At 58.8% G+C, this 23,600-nt stretch carries 19 protein-coding genes and 1 pseudogene; 5 read left to right on the forward strand and 15 right to left on the reverse strand.

Annotated elements, in window-relative coordinates:
- Positions 1-110: 110 nt before the first annotated feature.
- The 10 genes from KF841_12845 to KF841_12890 form a co-directional block, all read right to left on the reverse strand.
- Positions 111-1,400 (reverse strand): type II secretion system F family protein, encoded by a 1,290-nt coding sequence (locus KF841_12845; protein ID MBX3396244.1) that lies wholly within the window; start codon positions 1,398-1,400, stop codon positions 111-113.
- A 70-nt stretch (positions 1,401-1,470) separates the two neighbouring features.
- Positions 1,471-2,601, reverse strand: a complete 1,131-nt coding sequence (locus KF841_12850; GenBank protein MBX3396245.1) for a PilT/PilU family type 4a pilus ATPase — start codon at positions 2,599-2,601, stop codon at positions 1,471-1,473.
- A gap of 73 nt (positions 2,602-2,674) precedes the next feature.
- On the reverse strand, positions 2,675-4,393 hold the full coding sequence (gene tadA / locus KF841_12855; GenBank protein MBX3396246.1) for a Flp pilus assembly complex ATPase component TadA: 1,719 nt from the start codon (positions 4,391-4,393) through the stop codon (positions 2,675-2,677).
- A complete protein-coding gene (locus tag KF841_12860) occupies positions 4,390-4,725 on the reverse strand; it encodes an STAS domain-containing protein (protein ID MBX3396247.1) in 336 nt (111 codons plus the stop codon). Before KF841_12860 ends, tadA begins: the two co-directional genes overlap by 4 nt.
- 9 nt (positions 4,726-4,734) lie before the next feature.
- Positions 4,735-6,585, reverse strand: coding sequence for an HD domain-containing protein (locus KF841_12865; GenBank protein MBX3396248.1), 1,851 nt, complete (start codon positions 6,583-6,585; stop codon positions 4,735-4,737).
- Positions 6,586-6,651: 66 nt separating this feature from the next.
- Complete coding sequence (locus KF841_12870; GenBank protein MBX3396249.1) at positions 6,652-7,047, reverse strand: response regulator; 396 nt, start codon at positions 7,045-7,047, stop codon at positions 6,652-6,654.
- A 47-nt stretch (positions 7,048-7,094) separates the two neighbouring features.
- Positions 7,095-8,660: a PAS domain S-box protein gene (locus tag KF841_12875; protein ID MBX3396250.1), complete on the reverse strand. Its 1,566-nt coding sequence runs from the start codon at positions 8,658-8,660 to the stop codon at positions 7,095-7,097.
- The gene (locus KF841_12880; protein ID MBX3396251.1) at positions 8,660-9,949 is read right to left on the reverse strand and encodes a tetratricopeptide repeat protein; all 1,290 of its coding nucleotides are present in this window, start codon (positions 9,947-9,949) and stop codon (positions 8,660-8,662) included. The genes KF841_12875 and KF841_12880 overlap by 1 nt, the downstream gene beginning before the upstream one ends.
- Before the next feature lie 143 nt (positions 9,950-10,092).
- Positions 10,093-12,210, reverse strand: coding sequence for a hypothetical protein (locus tag KF841_12885; protein MBX3396252.1), 2,118 nt, complete (start codon positions 12,208-12,210; stop codon positions 10,093-10,095).
- 299 nt (positions 12,211-12,509) lie between these two features.
- On the reverse strand, positions 12,510-13,445 hold the full coding sequence (locus KF841_12890) for a CvpA family protein (protein ID MBX3396253.1): 936 nt from the start codon (positions 13,443-13,445) through the stop codon (positions 12,510-12,512).
- 278 nt (positions 13,446-13,723) lie between these two features.
- On the opposite strand from KF841_12890, the gene KF841_12895 reads away from it, so the two are divergent.
- The 3 genes and pseudogenes from KF841_12895 to KF841_12905 all read left to right on the forward strand — a co-directional run bounded on the left by KF841_12895 (position 13,724) and on the right by KF841_12905 (position 16,316).
- Entirely contained in the window at positions 13,724-14,704 is a 981-nt protein-coding gene (locus KF841_12895; protein ID MBX3396254.1) for a TIGR00266 family protein, read from the forward strand.
- 214 nt (positions 14,705-14,918) lie between these two features.
- Positions 14,919-15,032, forward strand: a pseudogene (locus KF841_12900) (SEC-C domain-containing protein).
- A 258-nt stretch (positions 15,033-15,290) separates the two neighbouring features.
- Complete coding sequence (locus KF841_12905) at positions 15,291-16,316, forward strand: redoxin domain-containing protein (protein MBX3396255.1); 1,026 nt, start codon at positions 15,291-15,293, stop codon at positions 16,314-16,316.
- Positions 16,317-16,451: 135 nt separating this feature from the next.
- Here KF841_12905 and KF841_12910 read toward each other — a convergent pair whose 3' ends face one another.
- The 4 genes from KF841_12910 to aceE all read right to left on the reverse strand — a co-directional run bounded on the left by KF841_12910 (position 16,452) and on the right by aceE (position 21,271).
- Positions 16,452-16,847, reverse strand: coding sequence for a response regulator (locus KF841_12910; protein ID MBX3396256.1), 396 nt, complete (start codon positions 16,845-16,847; stop codon positions 16,452-16,454).
- Between the two features lie 3 nt (positions 16,848-16,850).
- On the reverse strand, positions 16,851-17,333 hold the full coding sequence (locus tag KF841_12915; GenBank protein MBX3396257.1) for a chemotaxis protein CheX: 483 nt from the start codon (positions 17,331-17,333) through the stop codon (positions 16,851-16,853).
- A gap of 204 nt (positions 17,334-17,537) precedes the next feature.
- The gene (locus KF841_12920; GenBank protein ID MBX3396258.1) at positions 17,538-18,599 is read right to left on the reverse strand and encodes a hypothetical protein; all 1,062 of its coding nucleotides are present in this window, start codon (positions 18,597-18,599) and stop codon (positions 17,538-17,540) included.
- Positions 18,599-21,271, reverse strand: coding sequence for a pyruvate dehydrogenase (acetyl-transferring), homodimeric type (gene aceE / locus KF841_12925; GenBank protein ID MBX3396259.1), 2,673 nt, complete (start codon positions 21,269-21,271; stop codon positions 18,599-18,601). The genes KF841_12920 and aceE overlap by 1 nt, the downstream gene beginning before the upstream one ends.
- A 525-nt stretch (positions 21,272-21,796) precedes the next feature.
- On the opposite strand from aceE, the gene KF841_12930 reads away from it, so the two are divergent.
- Together KF841_12930 and KF841_12935 are read left to right on the forward strand one after the other, a co-directional pair.
- Positions 21,797-22,609, forward strand: coding sequence for a PEP-CTERM sorting domain-containing protein (locus tag KF841_12930; protein ID MBX3396260.1), 813 nt, complete (start codon positions 21,797-21,799; stop codon positions 22,607-22,609).
- A gap of 130 nt (positions 22,610-22,739) precedes the next feature.
- On the forward strand, positions 22,740-23,234 hold the full coding sequence (locus KF841_12935; GenBank protein MBX3396261.1) for a DUF309 domain-containing protein: 495 nt from the start codon (positions 22,740-22,742) through the stop codon (positions 23,232-23,234).
- Between the two features lie 63 nt (positions 23,235-23,297).
- Here KF841_12935 and KF841_12940 read toward each other — a convergent pair whose 3' ends face one another.
- Entirely contained in the window at positions 23,298-23,597 is a 300-nt protein-coding gene (locus tag KF841_12940; GenBank protein ID MBX3396262.1) for a hypothetical protein, read from the reverse strand.
- Positions 23,598-23,600: the final 3 nt, after the last annotated feature.

Raw genomic sequence — 23,600 nt, forward strand, 5'->3', positions numbered from 1 at the left:
AAGCCGTCGAGCCACATCCGATCGCCGCATCCGAATCCAATAGTGACTCGCGACGAGAAACCGACCGCCCGGACAATTCACCTCGCGCGGCCTCGGAGCGACGCGGGGCCTCACATCACCTTGGAGATCGAGAAAATGGGCAGCAGCATCGCCAGAACCAGGCCGCCAACGACGACGCCGAGAAACATGACAATGGCCGGCTCGATCAAACTCGTTAGAGTCTTGATGGCCGTATTCATCTCGGTTTCGGAGAAGGCGGCGATCTTCTCCATGACGAGTCCGAGCTTCCCGCCCCTCTCTCCGGCGCTCAGCATCTTGATGACCGATTTGGGAATGTGCGGGTTGTCGGCCAGGGCATCGGAGATCTGCTGGCCGCGCTCGATTCGTTCGCGCACACGAGTCCACATCTGTTCATAGTGAAGGCTTCCGCAGACGCGGGTCGTAAGGACGACACTATCCAGCATTGATACGCCGGCCTGAATCATGGTTCCCAGCGTGCGCAGACTCCGGGCCATCGCGCTCTTGTGCAGTAACGTGCCGACCGCAGGAATCCCAAGCTTGATCGATTCGATCCGCCATCGCCCCCCTGGCGTGCGCGAATAGTAGAAAAGCCCACCCAGCGCCGTCAGCACGCCGCCCAGGACGTAAAGTCCGTAAGCCGATGTATAATCCGCAAACAAGAGAAGCCATCGCGTGAGCTTCGGCAGCGAATCCTCGCGTCCGGCGTAAATCTCGGCGAATCTCGGAAGCACGAACGACACAAGAAAAACGGTCGTTCCGACTGCAAAGACGCACATCACGATCGGATAGGTGATCGCCCCCTTGATCTTCTTGCGTAGATCGCGCTGGCGTTCAAGGTAATCAGCAAGCCGCTCCAGAATTGGCCCGAGTTGGCCCGATGCCTCCGACGCCTTGATCAGGCTGACATACACATTGGGGAACACGCGCGGATGTTCAGCCAGAGCCGCGGAGAACTCGGTTCCACCGCGAACCTGATCGATGACGCTCTCCAATGCGCGAGCGAATCGCGGAGAATTTCCGGGATGGACGCAGGCATCGAGGGCATCCGAAAGTGAAACGCCGGTGTCCACCATGACGGCGAGCTGGCTCGTAAAAAAGATCAAGTCTTGAGGGTTGAATTTCTCTCCGAAGAGCGGCTTGTTCAGACCCCTTGCGGTAGCCGGTGCCGCAATGCCGGCCGCCGCGGTCTCGCGGACCCGGACCGAACCGCGTTTGGCCGAGACGGATGCCCCAAGGGTCGCACCCTTCTGCTCCATCCGAACAACGAACTTCCCCTCGCTCCGTACGCTGCGCGCGGCATCAGTCTGGCTGGGCGCTGTCACCTCTCCGGTGACGAGGTTGCCGGCATCATCGCGCGCGGTGTATGTGAAGACGGCCACGTTCAAGTTCCTCCGGATTGATTCGTTCGCCGGCGATTCAGACCGCCGACGCGCGACTGCCTCAATCGTCCTATTCGACCCACGGTAAACCGGCCGCTCGAGAAGATGCCGCCGCATCCAGATCAGCGGCGGACATGTCCAGTGATCCACTGTGAACCAGCATTGCCTTCATGCGGACAGGGTCGACCGAGGCAAGGATTGCGGACTCCGCCGAGATCCGGCTCGCCACGACCAGTTCTGCCAGCGATTGTTCCAATGTATGCATCCCGGCGCGACGGCCGGTCTCAATCATCGAGTGGATCAGGTGGGCCTCGTTGTCGCGAATCGCCCGTCGAATGGCGGACGTGGCGATGAGCAACTCCGTTGCAGGCACGAGCGATTCATTGAGCTGATCCCGAAGCAGCGATTGGCAGAGAATCGCGCGCAACGATGCCGCCAGTTGCGCGCGCACCTGACCTTGCTGACCGGCCGGAAACACATCGATCATGCGAGCGATCGTCTGCGAGGCGTTGCATGTGTGCAAAGTCGCCAGCACCAGGTGCCCTGTTTCAGCCGCCGTCAGCGCTGACGACATCGTTTCGAGGTCGCGAAGCTCTCCGATGAGGATGACATCGGGCCGTTGCCGCAGCACATGCCGCAATGCCGATGCGAAGGAGGGCGAATCGTCGCCGATCTGCCGCTGTTCAATGATGCATTCGCGGCGCTGAAAGGCAAATTCGACGGGATCTTCGATCGTGATGATGTGTCGCGAAGGACCGCACCTGTTCATGTGATCGATCAGCGCGGCCAATGTCGTGCTTTTGCCCTGTCCTGTTCCACCGGTGACCAGAACCAGCCCGTTGGGATAATCCGCGAACGACAACACCTGCTGCGGCAGACCGAGCGAATCAAATGCCGGAATCTGCTCGGGGATGGCCCGAATGGCTGCCGCGAGCGTGCCTCGCTGATAGTGGATGTTCACGCGGTATCGCCCGAGTCCTTGAATAGACAGTCCCATGTCCAGATCGCGGACCGAGATCAACTTATGTCGGTGTTCGGAAGTGAGAATCGGATCGACCAGCGCTGCGACCGATTCCGCGCTCAGGCTCTCATCTGACAACGGATGCCACCGGCCGTCCACATAGATCGTCGGAGGCTCGTTTGCGACAAGCAGAAGGTCGCTCGCGGCGTGATCCAGAGCCTTTTGCAGCAACGACTCCAGTCTGTCCGCGCGGGCTGCGGGCCCGGCGGTCGACTTGGAATCGATCGTGTGCGAGCGGGAAGCGACTCTCGACTCAAGTTGCGCAGACACGGAATACCTCCTCGACCGTCGTGAATCCCAGTTTGACCTTCTCCAATCCGTCCTTCATCAGACCGATCATCTTGTCGCGCGCAAGCTTCCGAAGCTCCTGCAACGGCACATCGTCTGAGATCGCCTGCCTCACCACATCGTCGGGCACAAACAATTCATACACGCCGATTCGCCCTGAATAACCAGAGCCGTGGCACTTCACGCATCCTTCACCGCGCATCAGAGTCCGGACGTCGTGTCCCGCCTTCTCCATCTGGTGACGGATCGCCGGTGAGGGTTCAAACTCCGACTTGCAGTGCGGACAGATTTTCCGAACGAGCCGCTGCGCCAACACGGCATCAAGTGCGGCGCTGATTAGATAATTCTCCACGCCGATGTTGTTCAGGCGGGTGATTGCGGACACCGCATCGTTGGTGTGCAGCGTGGTCAGGACCAGGTGGCCGGTCAATGCGGCCTGAACGGCCGTCTTGGCGGTATCCACATCGCGAACTTCGCCGACCATGATTACGTCGGGATCCTGGCGCAGCAGCGCCCTCAGCACCGTCGCAAACTTCAAGCCGATCTTCTCATTGACCTGAAACTGGTTGATGTTCTTGAGATTGTTTTCGATCGGGTCTTCGACGGTGCAGACGTTTCGTGAAGGAGAATTGATTTCGGACAGCGCGGCGTAGAGCGTCGTGCTTTTCCCGCTGCCTGTGGGACCGGTGACAAGAATCAGCCCATGCGGCTTGATGAGCTGCGCCCGCAGCAGCTTGAGCATCTCGATCGAGAATCCAAGCGTCTCGAGGCTGACAAGCGCCTGCGAATTATCTATGATGCGAATGACCACTTTCTCGCCGTGAAGGTTCGGAAGAGTTGAAACCCGCAGGTCGATCGGCCGCTTGTCCATCAGGACATGGATGCCACCGTCCTGAGGAAGTCGCCGCTCGGCGATGTCTAGACCGGCCATGATTTTGATTCGAGAGACGATCGGTGCAATCATCTGAGCGGGCGGATTAAGCTGATCATCCTCATAGAGCACGCCGTCGATTCGATTCCGGATCCGCAGATGGCCGTCGCCGGGCTCAATATGAATGTCGCTCGCCCCAAGTTTGACGGCCGTGTAGATGAGGTAGTTGACAAGCTTGATAATGGGTGAATCGCCCGCCATCCCCTCAAGATTCATGATGTCCGAGGATTTCGCCTCGATGAGCTCAAGTGCCGCACTGGAGACATCGTCGATGATATCGTCGATGACGAAGACGTTGGCGGCGCTGACATACTGTCCGAGAATCGCGTGAATGTCGGCAATGGACGCGACCACCACCTGAACATTGCACTCAGTCATCCGCCCGATTTCCTCCAGGAGAAAGACATTGGAGGGTTCGGGCAGCGCCACCGTCAACGTATTGCGGATCTTGAAAAACGGCAGCACACCATGCTTTTCGAGAAAATCGCGCGGCATGAGATCGACGATTTTCGCGTCCACATGCCGCGGCGTGAGCCGGGCATACGGCACATTATACGCCTCGGCCAGCGCCTCAAGCACCTGGTCGTTGGTCACAAAGCCCAGATCGACCAGAATCTCACCGAGAAGTTGCCGGTGCCCGCGTGCCGCCTGTTCGGAAACCGCCTGTTCGATTTGGTCCTGAGTGATCAGACCCTTCGTCAGGAGAATCTGGCCGACCTGCTTGCGTGAGGATGTCGCCGTGGCGGCGGTCATATGTAGCTCCTCACTGCCGAATCCAGGTCGGGAAACGCCTCGAATCGACGATTCAAACGCGTGATCTCGAGAATCTTCTGAACGGTTTCATCGAGCGCGCACAACCGGACGCATCCCAGTCGCTCCTCGCATTGGTCCTGCAAATCGAGCAGGGTCTCCAGGCCGACGCTGTCGATGGAGTTGACGACGCTGAAATCCACGACCAGATTGAAATAGCCCTCGTCGATGCAACGCGACGCAGCGTTTCTGAACTGGTCGATCGAATCGCGCGAAAGATCCTCCTTTGAAGTGAGGACGGCGACCGAATCATACTTCACTACGCTGGTCGGCATGCTCGTTTCTCACCTGATCGAATGTTCGGAACCCGGCGCCTGCGGCCGGCCGCTCAAAATCGAACTCAAGGCGCCGATCCGGGCGATGTTTGGATCGCCTTTGGCGCTTTGCTTCGCCTCTTCGTAAAGCCGCTGGGGACCGAGTTTCAAAAATAGTTCGGCCAGCTCCGGATCAAACTGATTGCCGGAGCAGCGACGGATCTCGGCCGTCGCAACGGAGATCGGAAGCGCCGCACGGTAGGTGCGGTTTGAAGTCATCGCGTCGAACGAATCCGCCAGGCAGATGATTCGCCCCAGTAGTGGAATGTCTTTCCCGGATAGTCTTCGCGGATAACCGCGGCCGTCCATCCGCTCATGATGAAACAGCACGCCGGGAATCAGATCGTTCAATTGCCGAATGTGACCGAGAATGCGCTCGCCGATCTCCGGATGCTTTTTCAGCAATTCGAATTCCTGTGCGGTCAGCTTCCCGGGTTTGGTCAGGATCGCGTCCGGAACGCCGATCTTCCCGACATCGTGCAGCAATCCGGCAAGATAGACACGTTCGCAATCGACGGGTGACAACCCCGCGGCTTTCGCGATCATGCGACTGAAATAGGCGACTCGCTCCGAATGGCCAAATGTGTACGGATCCTTGGCGTCTACGCTGTTGACGATGGCGTACATCAGGCCCATCAGCAGATCGCCGAGGTCGTCATACAGGTGCTGGTTCTTCAGCGCCGCACTGATTCGATCAGCGACGGCCTTGAGAAGCTGAATGTCTACCGACGTGTAGTCCCCGTCGTCGATCACGTTGATGGCGTAGAAACTGCCGAGCACCTCGTTATCGAGCCGCAACGGAATCACCACAAAGTGCCGCAGCCATGACGCAGCCCAACTGAACTCCGGCCGCTTGAACCCCTGGTTGAACAGAATGTGATCCGCTTCCTGCTTCTGTTCGAGCGGCACGCAGGCGTCGAGTCGCAGTACGGCATTCAGATCGGGCGCCCCTTCGCCGACCTGCACCACACGCTCGCTGATGGGTCGGCTCGAACCCACCAGGTCGCGCCGATCCGCGCCCTCACCCGGTTCAGTGCGAGTCAAAACGAATGCCATGCCGGCCGCACGCGATACCTCCAGCATCTCGCGGCTGACGCGCTCCAGCATCTGCGTCGGTCGCTGCGGGATTCCCATCAGCCGGCTGACCTCGTAGATCAGATGCAGCTCTTCGTAGGTGCTTTCCAGATTGTTTGTGAGCGATGTGATCTCCGCTTGGGCGCTTTCAATATCGCGTGCCTGCTCCACGCACAGCGCCAGCAGGCCTGACCAATTCTCGATTGAATCCCCGGCCGCCTCGATCTCGGCACGAAAACGCTTGGCGACCTGATAATCCACACGGCAGTTCCCGCAGAAATTCCGGAAGTGTTCGCTCGACTTGTCCGTCGAAACCGCCAGCGCCAGCACAACGCCGACCGAACGGCGCCGAACCCGAACGGGCACCGTCGCCACTCGAATATCCTCCGGGCATCGATCGAAGGGCACTTGAACCACAACCCTCGAAGTCTTGTTCTCTGCCGTCTCCGCAAGGGCTCGCCTGGCGCAGGTCGCGAGTTGATCCAACAACGCGCCATCCGACCGACGCAGATCAGACCCACGGAATAACTCCCAGAATCTTCCCGGCGTCGGATCATCAGCGATGAGTTCACCGGCGGCCCCCCAAAGCGACAGCCAGATTCCGCGCGACCGCCACTGCTCACAAATGCGTCGAAACTGCTCTTCGGGCAGAATTCGATGGTGCGTGGGCGCTGGCAGGCGTCCCGCGCCGGGGTCGCCTGCATGAGTCACGGGACTGCTGGTCTGAATAAATGGAATCACTGCCATGCTCATCGTCTCCCGGATGCTCGATCACAATCAATCCGCCGGCTGCGAGCCATCGGCCGGCACAAATCAGACCGTCGCGGCCGGCTTCGGCGCGTCGCAGAGAATCTCATTCACGCTTGAAAGCACTTCGCGCGGACTGAATGGCTTGGGCAGCACGCGCCGAATGTTGGTGTTTTTCACGTCATCGCCGGTCAGTGAAAAACCACGTGCGGTCAGCATGATGACCGGTATGGCCCGGGTCCTTGGTTCCGATCGGAGCTTCGCACACAGCTCGAGTCCGCTCAGATAAGGCATCTGATAATCCGTCATCACCAGATCGGGTAATTCGCGCTTGGCGGTCTCAAACGCTTCTTCGCCGTCCGAAGCGGTGAGTACCTCAAAGCCGCCGTTGCGCAGCTTCGTTGACACCACATGCAGAATGTGCGGCTCATCATCACAGACCAATATTCGTTTTCCCGGCATTTAATAGTTCCCCCAGTTTCGGCGATCCAGGTACGGAACGCCTTCGATCATGACATCAACGGAAATATCATTCCGAATGTGCTGCCCTTGCCGATTTCGCTGGCCAGCGTGATCTGGCCGCCATGAACGGACTCGACAATGCTCTTGACCAGATTCAGCCCGAGGCCCGTGCCTTTGGCCATGTTCTTGTTCGCCTCCACCCGGAAGAACTTCTGGAACATTCGCGGCAAATCCTCTTTCGGTATGCCTACCCCGGTGTCCTGCACCTCGATGAGGATCGTCTTCTGCTCCTCCCGCGGGGACATGCGAACAACAACTTCGCCGCCCTCGGGTGTATACTTCACGGCATTGCTGATCAGGTTCAGTATCGCCTGATAGAGCAGATCCCGATCCGCCAGAATGCGAAACATCACGGGCGTCAGTTGTTCAGTCAGCGTGATCTTCTTCTCTTCCGCTGACGGACGCATGACATCGCAGGCTTCCTTCACCACCATTGAAATTGCAATCGGTTCCTTGTTGATGCGCACCGTGCCCGCCTCGATCCGACTGATATTGAGCATGTTGTCGATCAGCCGCCCCAGTCGTTGCGCCGACGTTTGAATGATGTCGTAATACTCCCTGCGGGTCGCCTCGTCGGCTGCCTCGCCATCGACCAGCATCTCAACATAGGCTCGAATCGAGGAAAGCGGCGTTCGCAGTTCGTGTGCGACATGGGCCACGAACTCGCTTTTCTTTCGAGATGCCTCCCGCTCACGAGTGATGTCACGGAGATTGACAATCAGCCCATGATCCGACGCCCCCTCAGCCGCCTTGACCCCCAGCGCAAGTGGAATCACGTGAACGCCGTAGAACTTGTCCCCGACCAGAAATTCCGCTCGTCGTTCGGCGACACGCTGTTCCGCTTCGCGAGATTGCCGAATCAGTTTGCGCATCTCGTCGTGGACGATGATCGAATCGATCGGTGAACGAAGGCTCTCCTCGCACTGAAATCCGAAGACGTTCTCGGCGGCCGTGTTCGCTTGAATCAACTGTCCATACGAATCCAGCACCATCAGCGGATCCGGCATCGCGGAGAAGATGATGGACGACAACCGTCGCTGAGCGGCCGCCAGCGTCAATTCGAGCGACGCCTGTCCATGAGCATCAGCCAATTCCGCCAGACGCCGCTGGATATTGGCGGAGTGCTCCTCCACTGCCCGCCAGACAACGCCCAATTCGGACGACTGCACCTGTTTGCCCGTCTCTCGGTCAATGGTCAGGCCGCGACGAATCGCCTCCACCATGCGTTGCAGTGCGACGCGTCGCATTAAACCTGAAATTGCCATAACGACGGCACTGACCACAAGGAGCGAAAATACGACCATCGTGTCGCCCGACGAGAGTCCCTGCCGCCCTGACCGGATGTATCCCCACATGCACCAGCTGATTGAAGCCACTAATCCACCCAGCGCCCAATACGGAGAAATCTTCGGAATTGTCGGCCACTTGCGAAGCGATGCCCCGCCCCAGCCCTCAGCGTCCAATTCGATTGACGGCAGGGCCTGCGGCTCCACGGCGGAAGTTTCCATCTCCTCTTCGCAGAGGGACCAGGGCTTGAGCACCGGATCGCCCATTACTCGTCACCCTCTCCTTCGTCGCTCACAGCGGCCATCCCGAATGCACTCGTGAAACCCGATTTGCGCGGGTCTTTCGATTCGGCCGTCGCAGGCGCCGGTTGGATGTCTTTTACGACCGCGGGTTCCTCAACCAGTGACAACTCCGCCAGAAACGCCGTCAATGCCGCCGACGGTCTGCCCGCTGCAACGGCTTCGCGACAAACGCGGCGTGCCGCGTCAAATGCACCCATCGTTCGCAGAGCCTCGGCGCAGAGCAATCTCGCCTCCTCCAGCGAAGCGTCCATCGCGATTGCCCGCTCGGCGAGCTTTTGTGCCATTTCCGGCCGGCCGCGAAGAAGCGAGACATATCCTTCCAGCAGAACCGTCTCGGCCGTGGGCGCGCTTCGCCGGTTGAATGTCTGAATCGCTTCATCGGCAATTCGCAGTTCACCGTCGTTGATGGCGGACCGACAGAAAAGTGTCCATGCGTGAGCATCGGCCGAATCATCCGCCATCACCGTTCTCAGAATCCGTCGTGCTTCATTCCCTCGGCCCAGCGCCAGGTACGAATCGGCGAGAACGCGGCGCACGCTCGCGGGAATCGGCTGCTTGGCGTCGCCCGAAGGCGTGTGCGACTTTCGGCCTCGGCCCACGGAACGATCGACAATCGGCTGGAGTGCCTGAATCGCCTCCGAGTGTCGCCCGGCCCAGGCGAGGATCGTGCCAAGTTCAGCACGAACAGCGGCATCATCAGTGAAATCCGGCAGAGCCTGACGGCAGAAATTTACGGCATCGTCAGTCAGCCCCAACATACGGCACACCTGCGCCGCAAGTACCGACATGGTCGGAAAGTCATCAAAATCTTTCACCCGCGTCAACAATAGCTCGAGCGCGCGATGCGGATCATCCGTCGCGATATACAATTCCGCGGTCGCCAGGACGTACTCCGGTGTGTTGGGCTTCTGATTCAACGCGTTGACATAGTGCGAGAGTGCCGCATCCAATTCACCGTAACGTTCTTCAATGATGCCCGCGAGGTACTCGCACTCCGCGTCCGCACCGGGAGCATGGATCGCCGCGACGACCGACTCCTTCGCCTTGGCCAGTTGCCCGCGCTCCAGATAGAGTCGTGCGGCAAACTTGAACACCTCCGCCGACTCCGGCGACATCGCCATGACCTTGTTCAAGGTGGCTTCGGCTTCGACCAGTCTTCCCGCGCTGAAGTGCTGTTCGGCCAGTCGAAGCGTGACATCGCCACGCACGCCGTTCCATCGCTGAACGGATTTCTCACGAGGCTGATTCTCCATATGCCGCTTCATCGCGGGGCTGAATTCAGACTGAGAGCAGCCAATTACGCAGCAAATGAACATCGCAGGCGCAAGAATGTGCGCAAGCGGGCCGAAGCGCGGCCAGCGGCCTGGCCATCGATTAAACCTGTCCGACGACGTTCTCATTGACCACCCCCCGTCTGACTCGTGGCCGGCCTGTCAGGTTTTGCATCAATCGATTCGCCGCCCCGCGAATCCAGCTCGGACTGTTCCATGAACCAGGGGTCTGCTTCCATGTCATCCGATTCAGGAATGACATAGGGCGGCGCCGGGCGACCGAACGCCGGCATTTCAATGCCTCGGCTCCGTAGAATCTGATCGCGAACAAATGTGCGAACGGAGGATGCCTCGTTCTCCCACATGCGCTGACCCTTGATCTTCTCCGCCAGCTTGAGTGCTTCGACATGACGCGGGTAATTCAGCATCGCGATCTCCGCGTCCCAGAGCGCCTTGTCCAGATTGCCGCGCGCCAGATGCTTCAACGCCCAGCTGAAGTGAGCCTGCGCCAGCCGCTCTCGTCCGAACCACTGCACGCCGCGCCGCATGCCGACGCGGAAGCGCTCGACGTCGTCTCCCAGTTCTTCGCTCGCCTTGAAATCAGCCTCGGGCTTCACGATGTGAACCGTCAGCAGCACAATCACCTCTTCGCGAATCGTGTCATCATTCGTTGACCGGAACATTGCTCCGAGACCGGGAATGTTGCCCAGCAACGGAACCTGCGAACGCGTCGAAGTGCCGACTTCCCGGAAGAGGCCGCCGATCAGTATCGTGTTCCCGTCCTTGACCATGATGTTGGTCGTGACCTCGGTCGTCTGCTCGAACGGCAGGTTTGCCGCAGTCAGACCGCCGGTGGAGTCTTTCGGATGGATCTCCATGCGGACGTATCCGTCGCTGCCGATAAACGGCCGGAAGGTAAGAATCGTTCCGGTCTCAAGAAACTCCACCGTTTGAACAGCGGTCGTTTCCGTGATGGTTGTGGTCAGGTATCCGTCGCGGCGACCGACGATGACCTGGCCAAACTGCTTGTTCAAGGCCAGAACCTTCGGATTGGCGATGATGTTTGTGTCGGTGATGGTTTCGAGCGCCCGAACGAATGCGCCGATCTGATCCTTGATGATTCCAAATGTGAAACCGCCGCCGGGCACATTTGAGTTGAAGTCCGTGCGCGCGGTGAGCGTGGTCTGTTCCAGTTTGGAGGACGGTGTCTGTCCGGTCGTGATGCTCTGAGCCGCCGGGCTTGTGCTGCTGAGTTCCGCGAAGTCGATTCCGCCGACAGTCGTGAAGTCGATGCCCAGCGCGTTCTGCTCATTCAGCGACGCACGCAGAATCGTCGCCTCAATCAGCACCTGTTCCGGCCGCACATCCACTTTTGCGAGGAGGTCCTCCATCGCGTCGAGCCGGTCCGCGAGATCAGTCGCGATGATCATGTCCGCGCCCGAAAGCGCGTCGCCATGGGTATCGGTCGGACCGCTCGCCCCACCAAGCCCGGCTTGGGCAACCGGCGTCACGGCGATCTTGCCGTTCGGGCTCTTCACTGTTTCCAGCAGTTCCTTGACGATGCCGGCGCGAACATAGGACAGACGGAAGACGCGCGTCTCCACCTTCCGCTCCGCTTCGCGGAAGCGTTCCAGTTCTTCCAGCGGATAAACGAAAATGAAGCTGCCTTCGCTGCGGTACCCCAGCCCGTTGGAGAGCAGCATTGCATCGAGCGCCGCCTCAAACGTCACGTCGTACAACGTCGCGGTGACCGTTCCATCAACGCCCTTCGCCAAGATGATGTTTCTCTGCGTCGGCTCGCTGATCATGCGAACCGCCTCGCTGAGCGGCAGACCGGCGACATGCATCGTCACGCGATTGTCCACCGACACGCGAACATACGTCTCGATTTCCGCGCCGGCATTCGCGGACGGGCTCGAATCGGTCGCGGCATTCGCCGCGCCGCCGGTTTCGTCCTCCGTCCCTGTGTTCGAGCCGGGAGCTTTCGAATCGTCACGATCCGGATTCTTGGCGGACGAATCGGCGCGACCGTCGCCCGGTTTGCTCAGTTGACTCGCCTGCGCGGTTCGAGCGCGGCGCAGGAGATCGATTGGCGATTCCTGCCCCTCAACCGTTGCGGTGCTGATCGAGGTTACAAACAGTAGGGCAGTAACCCCACTGCACACGCGATGAAGCCGGCGCTCAATGTGCCTGCATACGCTGGCGCGACCGCGCGGGATGACCTTTGAAATGCCTTGGTCCATACGCACTCCGTTGCTTCTTTTAGGACAATCGGTCCGATCTCGGTCCGAATTGCGTTCAGAGCTGACGGAGTGCGGGTTGACACAATCCGCATATTCCTGATTGGTAGGTTATTGCGACGTGGCGTGTCGGCTCAGCATAACCATGCATCCGATAACGGCGCTCGAGATGCCCCGATCACATCGATTGCGGAAATCCACGTGGATGAAATCGCATCTCGATTCGACCGGCTTAACTTCCCATAATCGGAAGATGTCTTCCGATTCCGGAGCCAAGCCCAGTGAACCCCAGCCTCGCGAAGTCACTGGCGCTGTGAGCCAGCGCGACGACTTGAGCCGGGTCGAGCGGTGGAATCTGACTGTAGCCGTTTCGCCACCTCGCCGAGTTCGCCAAGCGCGGCCGGATCGACATTCTGCAGAAGTTCAGTCAGCCCCGAGGCCGACCCATTCCACCCCTCCGGGTTGGCCGCCGCCTGCTCCATCTGCTGGATCGCTGCCTGAACAGAGGGAACGCTTTCGAGGTAGTTATAATTTCGGACAAGGGTTTGAAGCGGACTGCCGTCAATGTCCGCTACGAATCTCAACATGCCCGACGCCAATGCATGTCGCGCCGATCCAGGCTCGGACGATGTGTGGTCTTTCACCTGAGATAACGGCTTCTCCGCCAATACGACAGCCCAGCAAATCACCAGAAGCAACAACCCGCCCTCGGCAAGCCCGACCGTGGCTCCGACAAACCGGTCAGCCCCGAGCAGCATCGGTCGGCGAATAATGACACGCTGCCGCACAGTCCGAACAAGCCATCCCGCAGTCAACAGTGAACCAACAATCGCAAGCGCGCACGCGGCCATGTTGCCCGCAAGACTCGATTCCCCGCGAACCGCACGAATGAGCGGATCCGCGAAATCCGGCTTCGCACTGACCAGCACGAGAACCCCGATCGTCACCGGCAGCATCACGAGCTTCCGGAATCCGCCACGCCAGAGTCCATGCAGCCCGAACGCCCCAAGCAGAACGGCCGCCACCTCTCCAAGCAGGAAGTCGGCGCGATCGCTGAAATAGAATCCCGTCGCGGCACCGCCGATGAGCATTCCCAATCCAAGCCAGGGAATACCCGGAGCGGCGGGCGCGCCGAACTCGAAATCGGGCGCATTGTCCCGCCCCGCCGAGCCTCGGTCTCGCGGATCAGAATGCGAGCCGGAAGGTCGGATCACCCGAGGTGGTTTGGTAGAATTCATGTCCTCTGCCCCTATGGACGCCAACAACGCTCCCAGTATGTTTACTATTCATCGGTTGGGTGCGTGCGCCCGAATATTCCGAAAGCTACAGTGCTTCCAATAATGGCGTATCTTTGGAACCGCCGCTCTCATCTGCGAATAACGTGAATCAGACTTACCAATAATTCGAGCGTCTGTCATTCGCTCTCGCGGCCCAAACGCCGCTAAGCGTCGAAAATGTGAAGACCGGTCCCTTTGATCGGGAAAACCGGAATCTGAAAGGTCCGAATCCTATGGGCATGGAAAGCGGCTGGTACTACGCAGAAAACGGTCAACCCATTGGCCCCATGAGCCGGGACGAATTGCTCGCCAGGCTCCCGACGCTTCAAGGCTCTCAGACGCTGGTCTACGGCCCAACGACCGCCAACTGGACCGAAGCCCGGCATGTCGCGGCCTTCGCTGAAGCACTTCGCGGCTCGGGCGGTCCGCCCCCCGCGCCCCGGAATCGAACGGCGGATGAAATTGATTACGAGATTATCGGTGACGACATGCAGTTCGTTGAGATCACCCTTGATCCCAATGAGGTGGTGATCGCTGAGGCAGGCGCCATGATGTACATGACGCAGGGCATTCAGATGCAAACGGTTTTCGGTGACCCGTCGAAACAGTCCGGCCTACTCGGGAAGCTTTTTGACGCCGGCAAACGAATGGTCACCGGCGAAAGCCTGTTTCTCACAACCTTTGGCGCAATGAGCAATCGCCGCGAAAAAGTCGCTTTCGCGTCGCCCTATCCCGGAAAAATTGTCCCGATGCACCTCGATCAGCTTGGCGGAGAAATCCTCTGCCAGAAGAACGCCTTCCTCTGCGCGGCACGCGGCGTGCAAATAGACATTGCGTTCCAGAAGAAGATCGGTGTCGCCTTGTTCGGCGGGGAAGGGTTTATTTTGCAGCGACTCAAGGGCGACGGCATCGGCTTCGTTCATGCCGGCGGAACCATTGTACGGCGCAACCTCGGCCCCGGAGAGGAGCTGCGCGTCGATACCGGCTGCCTGGTGGCTTTTCAACCCAGCGTGCAATATGACATCACCAGCGCCGGTGGAATCAAAACCACGCTCTTCGGCGGAGAAGGCATCTTTCTCGCCAGCCTTCGCGGCCCCGGGTCGGTTTGGCTACAGTCTCTGCCCTTCTCGCGACTTGCGGGGCGGATCGTCGGCACATATGCAACAAAGAAGGACCAGGGTTCGGTGCTGGGCGGCATTTCCAACATCTTCGAACGATAACGAACTTCGGAGCATGCCGGGGATGCCCCCCGGCTGTCGAATCCAGGCTGGGCGCGGTAGAAATCAAGTTGCATCAGCCATTCAATTCGGGAGGCACTTGACCGTGAGTACAGGCGACAAATTCGAACGGCACTACGAACGGCGACGAGAAGCCGAGGCCCAGGCCCGCAAGACCCGGCCCGGCGAGGACGAAGAACCCCTTCCTCCACCCGTCGAGCCGATTCGCAAGAACGGTGCAGACATCGGTCGAAACGATCCGTGCCCCTGCGGTAGCGGCAAAAAGTACAAGCAATGCTGCTTGAAATCCGGGGGCGACAAGACCAAATAAATGCCCGTCCTGCCGAATTGAGCCCGTCGAAGCCAGCCTTTTCTCCCGGGCGATGGTTCGGGCAGCTTTTTCGCTTGTGGATTGATTGATGGCCTGTCGTACTTTATCATTATGCCCACAGGGCGTACGGCAATGGTCCGTTCGGGCCGCATGTTCGGTGTCGTGTCGCGGCCACACGGCCATTCTTTATGCAATTTCGTGGGCTGATCCTGAAAACTGTGGCGAATTCTCAGTTCCTGTATTGGAGAAACGACTGCCATGATCAAACGAATTCTGCCGATTATCTGCCTCTTGTTCGTAACTTTCGAGCCGGCTCGCGCCGACGTTAACATCGGCGACAAGGCGCCGGAGATCACCGTCGACAAATGGTACAATCTTCCCAAGGGGAAGAAGAGCGTTACGAAGGCAGACTTGAAAGGTCAGATCGTCGTCGTCGAGTTCTGGGCCACCTGGTGCGGTCCGTGCATCGCGAGTATTCCGCATCTCAATGAAATGCAGGCAAAATATAAGAAAGACGGCGTCGTTCTCTTGGCCGTCTCATACGAACCGACTGCCACGGTCTCCAAATTCCTTGGCTCTCGCAAGATGAATTATGTCGTCGCCGCCGGCGGCGAAACCACGCGCGACGCGTTCGGGATCGATGGGTATCCAACCTCGTTTATCATCGATCCGGACGGAAATGTCGTGTGGAAAGGACATCCCGCCACCATCGACGAACCGCTTGCCAAGATCGTGAAGGAAACGCCCGCCAAGGGTAAGAGTTTTCTCGTCTCCGGTTCTGCAAAATCACTCGCCACCAAAGCCGACAAGCTCTACCAGAAACGCGACTACGAAGGCGCCATGAAAGCCTATGAGCAGCTCTCAAAGGACTACTCCGAAACCAAGGAGGGTAAGACCGCCAAAGAGAAGCTCAAGAAAATGAAGGGCAACAGCAGCATCATGGAGAAGATCAAATCGGCCAAGGAAGAACGTCAGGCCGACAAGTGGCTCCGATGCGCAAGGGCCCTCGCCCAATACGGCGATCCTGCCGACTCCGTGAAGTACTACAAGCGGATCATCGACAAATACCCCAATACCAAGTCCGCGAAGTTTGCACTCTCTGAATATGATGCAATCAAAGAGAAGGCCGGAAAATCCGCTTCCAAGAACGATGCTTCTTCCGAAAAAAAATCAGCGAAGAAATCTGCTGAGGCCGATGGGGAAGACGAGGATGAGGATTCGGATGATGATTCCGATTCCGACGACTCGGATGACGCCGATGAAGACTCATCCGATGACGAATGATTGACGCCCGCGACTGTCCGCATCACCGCGACTCGACAGAAATCGAAAAGCCCGTGCTGCGCCGATTTTTCTCGCGCGGCACGGGCTTTCATGTTGGACCGCGATCACTCGTGGAATGATTCGCTGGAAACGCCGTCAGTTCGCCGAGGCCGCAGGCGCCGGCGCAAACTTTGCCATGGTCTGGGCGATCTTTTCCGAAAGTGTCTCGGCCGTGAAAGGCTTAACCACGTAGTTATTCACGCCGGCCTTCAGCGCCTCAAGAACGCGAGACTTTTCCGCCTCGGTCGTCACCATGATGATCGGAAGTTTCTTGTCGCTTTCGCGGACCTTCTTGATCAGCGTAATGCCGTCCATATTCGGCATGTTCCAGTCAACAAGCATGAGATCGGGGCGATGCTTGGCGATGCATGCGAGCGCCTCGATGCCGTCGGCGGCTTCGGTCACGTCGGTATGACCGAGCATCTTCAGCGTGTTCTTCTGGATGTTTCGAATCGTTCTTGAGTCATCCACAAGTAGTATCTTCAGGCTCATGCGTCAAACTCCTGCCATGACCGGCTTCTTGACTGCCACAATCGCCACTTCCACGTTGAAACGACCCAGCGTCGTGTCACAAGGAATTACGAGAAACGGCCGCGCCTTCGAGGACATCACCTTGTGACCTGCCCCGAGGATGACGCTGGGGAGCGAAATGCTCGCCTCATAGCCGACAAAGTCCTTCTTCGCATTGCCGGCGACCATGTTCGCCAACTCGCCGATGGCATCCGAGAAATCGGGAGATTCCATCGTCATTTCCGTCCCGGCGAATTTGGATGCAATCCGGCTGGCGACGTCGCCATTGAAGCTCAACACAACACTGCCCTGCACCTCGCCCGACAATCCGATAATGCCGGACACTTCCGCGGAGACCATCTCGGCCTCCTTCATCTGCGGCTTGCCGACGCGAACGTCCGTGGCAAGCATCGTCTTGAAGACATTAACGATTGAGCCGACGAAGGCGTTGATGAACTTGACGTCCATATGGATCTCGCTCTCCCGATGCACCCAAGTGTGTGAATGTCGGCAACGCGGCACACCGCCGGCGCTTCGCCGCGCACAGACACTAATTCGGCTCTGAATAACCCCGACTCAAATTGGATTCAGTGGAGATTTACGCCGCGCCCGAAACCGACACACACCGTGCCGCTTTTTATTGGTAAAGTGCATCCCGAAACCGCATCGGTTTCAGAACTGCGGCGGAATGCGAAGAGAAGCCCACGCCTCGGTATCATGGCCCGGGGCGTGCCCGCGCCAGACTGCGGAAATTGTCGCCGGCGCATGTTGAAGACGGTACGTCGTGTTTCCTGAAAAATCGCGGACCTGGGACGGCATGCACCGGCACAGTAGTGTCGTAATCGCGCCATTCTCGGCCGCTGCATATGCGAACGGTCCCATCGGCATCGGTCCGTCATCGAGCACGCGCGCCACCACCACATCGGGATGATCGCTGACGTCTGGCTCGACAACGGCATGTCGGCCTTCGAGCGCCTCCCCGAAAGACGCCATCGCTGATTTCTCGATCGAGCTCGCTACGAAGATAGTGCGCAGCGGCGAAGGCTCCGAAGTCTCCGGCAGCAATGAATAGATCGCCGGGAACATATCAGAGCCGAGCACCATCTCGAAGCCGCGCCAGGTCCCTGCGTCCGATTCAACATCCACCTCGCCGACATCTGCTTCCCCGGGCGACGTCGTCTCGATCCGCCAGGCATAGCGAATCCGGCGATGCCGTCGGCCGACGATCCGGATTTCCGACTCGTCGAAAAAAACAGTCGCGTGCGCCGCATCCCATCGCGCGCTCGCCGTGTCCGGATTGACCGGGCCGACGATCCTCAGGCGGCGATCAGATCCGTCGTCATCGCGCACCTCCTGGACAATCAGCGGACAAAGCTGAATCAGTTCCGCCGGTGCGCTGGACTCATCAGGCCGATAGAAATCCGCCCGCTCAAAGATGCGATCCACATCCGCATAGACCCGCCGTCTCGCTTCGAACAGCCGGGTTAATGCAGCTTCATCAACCTCCGGCCGGGTGCCGTTTTCGAGGTGGGCAGGCTGCGTTGAAATTGAATCGATGGAATTCCTGGCGGAGGCCGATTCAGCCGATCCAGCTTGCTCCGATCGCCGGCAGCCCGAAAGCACGCACACGATCACAATGCTGACTGCGGCAACCCTGCCGACCCGAAGTACCAATCGGCGGTACCTGCCGAATTCCCATTCGATGCCCCTACCTGATTCTGTTGGTCGAGACATCAGGCACGCGAGGGATCCACCCGATCGACATCGATGCCGAATTCCTTGATTGCGTCCGCGATGACCGAGCGAGCAACTTCGCCCCGCCTGGCAAGCACATCGAGCGTCGCGATAACGATCGACTCCGCATCCACCTCGAAAAATCGTCGCAAGTCTTCGCGCGCCTCGCTCCGCCCGAAACCGTCGGTGCCCAGCGCCACGAACTCGGCCGGCGCAAAACGCGCCATCTGATCGGCCACGAGCTTGACATAATCCGACGCCGCAACGATCGGATATTCTTCATTCGCAAACTGCTGCTCGAAGTAGCACTTCTTCGGAGTTTCCATCGGATGCAGCCGATTCCAGCGTTCAGTCATCAGCGCGTCGCGCCGCAACTGCTGATAACTCGTCACACTCCAGACCTCGGCACTGATCTTGAATCGCTCCGACAGCATCGCCTGGGCACGGATGGCCTCCCGCAGTATCGCGCTGCTGCCCAGCAGATGAACCCGCGGCCAGTTCCGTTTCCGCTCGCCCTGCGAAAAGCGATACACACCCTTGAGGATGCCTTCGGCGGTCGCCGTCTCAGGCATCTTTGGCATGGCATAAGGCTCGTTACCGATGGTGATATAGTAGAAGACGTCGTCGCATCGATTGAACATGCGGCGGATGCCTTCCTGGATGATGATCGATAGCTCGTACGAAAATGCAGGATCGTACGCCAGCAGATTGGGAACGAGCGTAGCCATCAGATGGCTGTTGCCGTCCTGATGCTGTAAGCCCTCGCCGGCCAACGTCGTTCGCCCGGCGGTCGCGCCCATCAGAAATCCGCGACATCGCTGATCGCCGCAGGCCCAGATGCTGTCTCCCACGCGCTGAAAACCGAACATCGAATAGAACGTGTAAAACGGAATCATGTTGACGCCGTGCGTCGAGTAGGCCGATCCGGCAGCCGCGAAAGACGCCATGGATCCCGCTTCCGTAATGCCCTCCTCCAGAATCTGGCCGTCACGTTCCTCCCGGTAGCGCAGCAGCGTATGCGAATCGACCGGTTCGTACTTCTGTCCGGCGTGGGCATAGATGCCGTACTTCTGAAACAGCGTCTCCATGCCGAAGGTTCGAGCTTCATCCGGAATGATCGGCACGATGTTTCGACCGATCTGCTTATCCGCCAGCAGCTTCGTGAGTAGCCGCACGAAGACCATCGTCGTCGAAACTTCGCGATCACCGCTGCCCTCTCGGAATTCGTCAAACAGCTTCGCCGGCACGGTCTCCAGTGGCTGCGCTCGAACCAGGCGACTGGGCACCGGTCCGCCGCGTGCTGCCGTCACTTCCATCAGATACCGATGCTCCGGGCTGTCCTGCGGCGGTCGATAGAAAGGCGCATCCCGCAATTCCTTGTCAGAAATCGGAATCTCAAACCGATCCCGGAAGTCGCGCAATTCTTCATCGTTCAGCTTCTTCTGCTGATGAGTGATGTTCTTGCCTTCTCCGGCTTCGCCCAGGCCATATCCCTTGATTGTGCGAGCCAGGATGACGGTCGGCTGACCTGAATGCTCGACAGCCGCCCGGTACGCGGCATACACCTTTTCCGGATCGTGCCCCCCCAGCCGAAGTTTCTCGAGTTGCTTGTCGCTCAGATGCTCAACAAGCTTCGTCAACCGCGGATCCTTGCCGAAAAAGTGCTCGCGGATGTAGGCCCCGGTCTCAACTGTGTACTTCTGCCACTCCCCGTCCACAACGGCCGCCATGCGTGCAGGCAACGCGCCATCCGTATCCGCATCGAACAGCGGATCCCAGTCCTCGCCGGTCAGCACTTTGACGACATTCCACCCCGCGCCCGCGAAAGCGGCCTCCAATTCCTGAATAATGCTGCCGTTTCCGCGAACCGGCCCGTCGAGTCGCTGCAGATTGCAGTTAATGACGAACGTCAGATTATCCAGCCGCTCCCGAGATGCCAACGTGATGGCACCCAGACTTTCCGGCTCGTCCATTTCACCGTCACCCAGAAATGCCCAGACGCGGCAGTGGCTGGTATCCGCCATCCCTCGATTGAGAAGATACCGGTTGAATCGCGCCTGATAGATCGCCGTGATCGACGCCAATCCCATCGAGACCGTCGGAAACTCCCAGAAATCAGGCATCAACCACGGGTGCGGATAACTACTCAAGCCACCGCCCGCCGCCAACTCGCGTCGAAAGTTGTGCATTTGCTGCGTCGAAAGCCGACCTTGAAGGTAGGATCGTGCATAAATGCCGGGCGACGCATGACCCTGAAAAAGAATCTGGTCGCCGCTGCGCTCCTTCGTATGGGGGCGAAAAAAGTGATTCATTCCGACGTGAAATAGCGTCGCGCAACTGGCAAACGTGGAAATATGACCGCCGATGCCCGGTGATCGCCGGTTAGATCGGACAACCAGCGCCATTGCATTCCAGCGAATGTAGCTCTTCAACCGCCGCTCGATCGCGCGGTCTCCAGGATACGGTGGCTGGCGGTCCCGTGGGATCGTGTTCACATAGGGCGTGCTGGCATTGACTGGAAACGGCAGGCCGGCCGACCGCGCATAGTCGCGAATTTTCGATAGCAGAAACTGGCCGCGCTGCGGTCCATCCAGTTCCACCACGTCGCGAAACGAGTCTACCCACTCCTGCGTTTCCAAAGCGTCGATATCTTCAGGGATTGTCTTGTGCATATGGGCAGCTTAGTCGGCCCCGATCGAAGGTCAAGGAAAACCGACACTTAGACGCCGATGGTGCCACCGACCTTTAGACCCCGATGATGCCCGCCCGGCAGCGAAAGCTACAACGCCGCGCCCCATTCCCCGACAATTAGGACCCGGGACGCCGTTTGAAGTCGGTTCGGTGCGATTCGCTCCGCAACCCTTACAGCCGGCCCGCCAGACCAACCACAACCCTCGAAGCTGAAATCCGAACCCAAGCCGACCACTCAAACCCTTCCTTTCGGTTCGACGGACGCTGATCGCTGCCGAGCCCCCCTCGCACCAAGCCCCATCCCCGATACTCGAGAAAGCGGACAATTCCTCATGCACTAGACGCTTGTATCGCAAAAAACGCTTTGTTAAAATGTTTTACTAGTGGGAGTGTGGGCCCACACTTCAGTGCAATCGGAAGGGAATTCGCACGGACGTTCGAAGCATACCGGTTAAGGTACGGCGAACGTCGAGCGAGGTCTTTGGGAATCGAAAGGAGCAACTTGCATGTTTAGAAGAGTCCTGATGTTGACGGCGGCGCTCGCGTTCGGAAGTTCGCAGGCGCTCGCGGGCTTGGTCGACACGCGGGTCGATACAACGCCCGGCGGCGCGACTGTTGACGGAGTACTCAGTCCGAATGAATACGGCCCTGGTAATTCCTACAGCTACGGTGGTGCCGGCGGCGGCTTCGGCGGAACGCTTGGTAGCGGAACCATCTACTTCAACTCGGACGCCACAAACCTTTATTTGGGCTTGCAGGTTGGTGCGGATCTCAACGACCTGGTTTTCATTCAGATCGATTCCAAGGCCGGCGGACAGACCGATGCCACGATGGACGACCAGGGCGATGGCGGACGTCGCGCTGCATCCCAGCACGCCAACGCGACTGACGATGCCTATCCCGCTGGCTTCCTTGCGGACTGCTCCATCGTCATCGGCAATTTCGGCATCGTGACATTCGGACTCAATGCCGGAAACACGCCGTTTCATCTCGATTTCGTCGATTTCGATGGCACGTTCAACAACAACGGCACGGGGTTCCGCGAGTATTCGATTCCGCTTGCCTCGCTCGGAATTACCGACGCATTCAACTTCTTCGCTGGCTATACCTCGGACAGCGGATACCTCTCAAATGAGTCGATTCCCGCAAATCCCAATCTGCAGAACAATGGAAACCCCGGATTCGGCGACGGCCAGTTCGGCGGTACCGTTGGTTCACCGGGCTACGACAACTACAACCGCTTTGTGGTTGTGCCTGAGCCGGCCACATTGACTTTGCTCGCATTCGGAGCAGTCAGCCTGATCCGGCGCCGACGCTGATCAACATCGAACGGCGAAGGGCGAGCTGCACAAGCGGCCGATTTCGCCGAAAAAGAGACTGTCCACGGGTGGGTGCGATTCGCACTCACCCGTTTTTTTTTGCGATTTCATACGCTCAAGTCGGTGTCACATGCTCGATCCGGTTCTACTTGGCACCATCGGCCTGACCCGACGCACCGAGTACAATCACATCATGTCGAAATTCGCCTTTGACCCCGCAGAGGAACGCCGCCTCTTTCATGAGGGCCTCCTCCGATACAATGAGCAAGACTACTTCGAGGCACACGATATCTGGGAAGAAGCATGGAGCCAGGTGCAGGATCGCCGACGAGAACAGTTCTATCGCGCGCTGATCCGCAGCGCCGTGTGCATGGTCCTGTTACAAAGCGGCCGCGCAGTCGGGGCCAGACAAGTCTTCGTCGACTGTGTCGAGACGTTCGCAGGCTTGCCACCGGTCTTCATGGGGCTGAACATCCCCAACCACATCGAGAAGGTCAGAGCGGCACTTGCGCCCGCGATGATCGATCTGAACGCAACCCGCGTTACCATCGATCCAGCGAAGCTTTTCACAATACGCCTGGAGTATGATCCGTTCAAGGAATCGCGGAACAGCGAAGGACTTTGACCGCACGCCGGACCGAAAACACCGTGTCGATGCGAACCATGACGCGCTGCCTGAACAGTCGAACTAGCGTCCCGCGGGAGCGCCGATCCGCGAGAGATCGACGGTGTCCCACAGAACAAAATCGCGCGTCGTCGTTTCGTAACTGTATGCATTCATGCGTTTCGCTGCGGCATCCACGACATAAACCAGTTCGGTATTCTCCGTGAATTGGCCGGTGACGAGGATGTAGTCGCCGCCTCGATCAATCTGGCCAAACGCCAACGCCGGATGAGGGCCTACCGAAGTGACGACAAACAGGCCGACGAAGAGGATCACCGCGGTGATCGAAAGCACGCCGATGATGAAGTTTTTGTTGTCGTTCATGAG

This window comes from Phycisphaerae bacterium, from assembly GCA_019636475.1.
Lineage (GTDB): Bacteria > Planctomycetota > Phycisphaerae > UBA1845 > UTPLA1 > JADJRI01.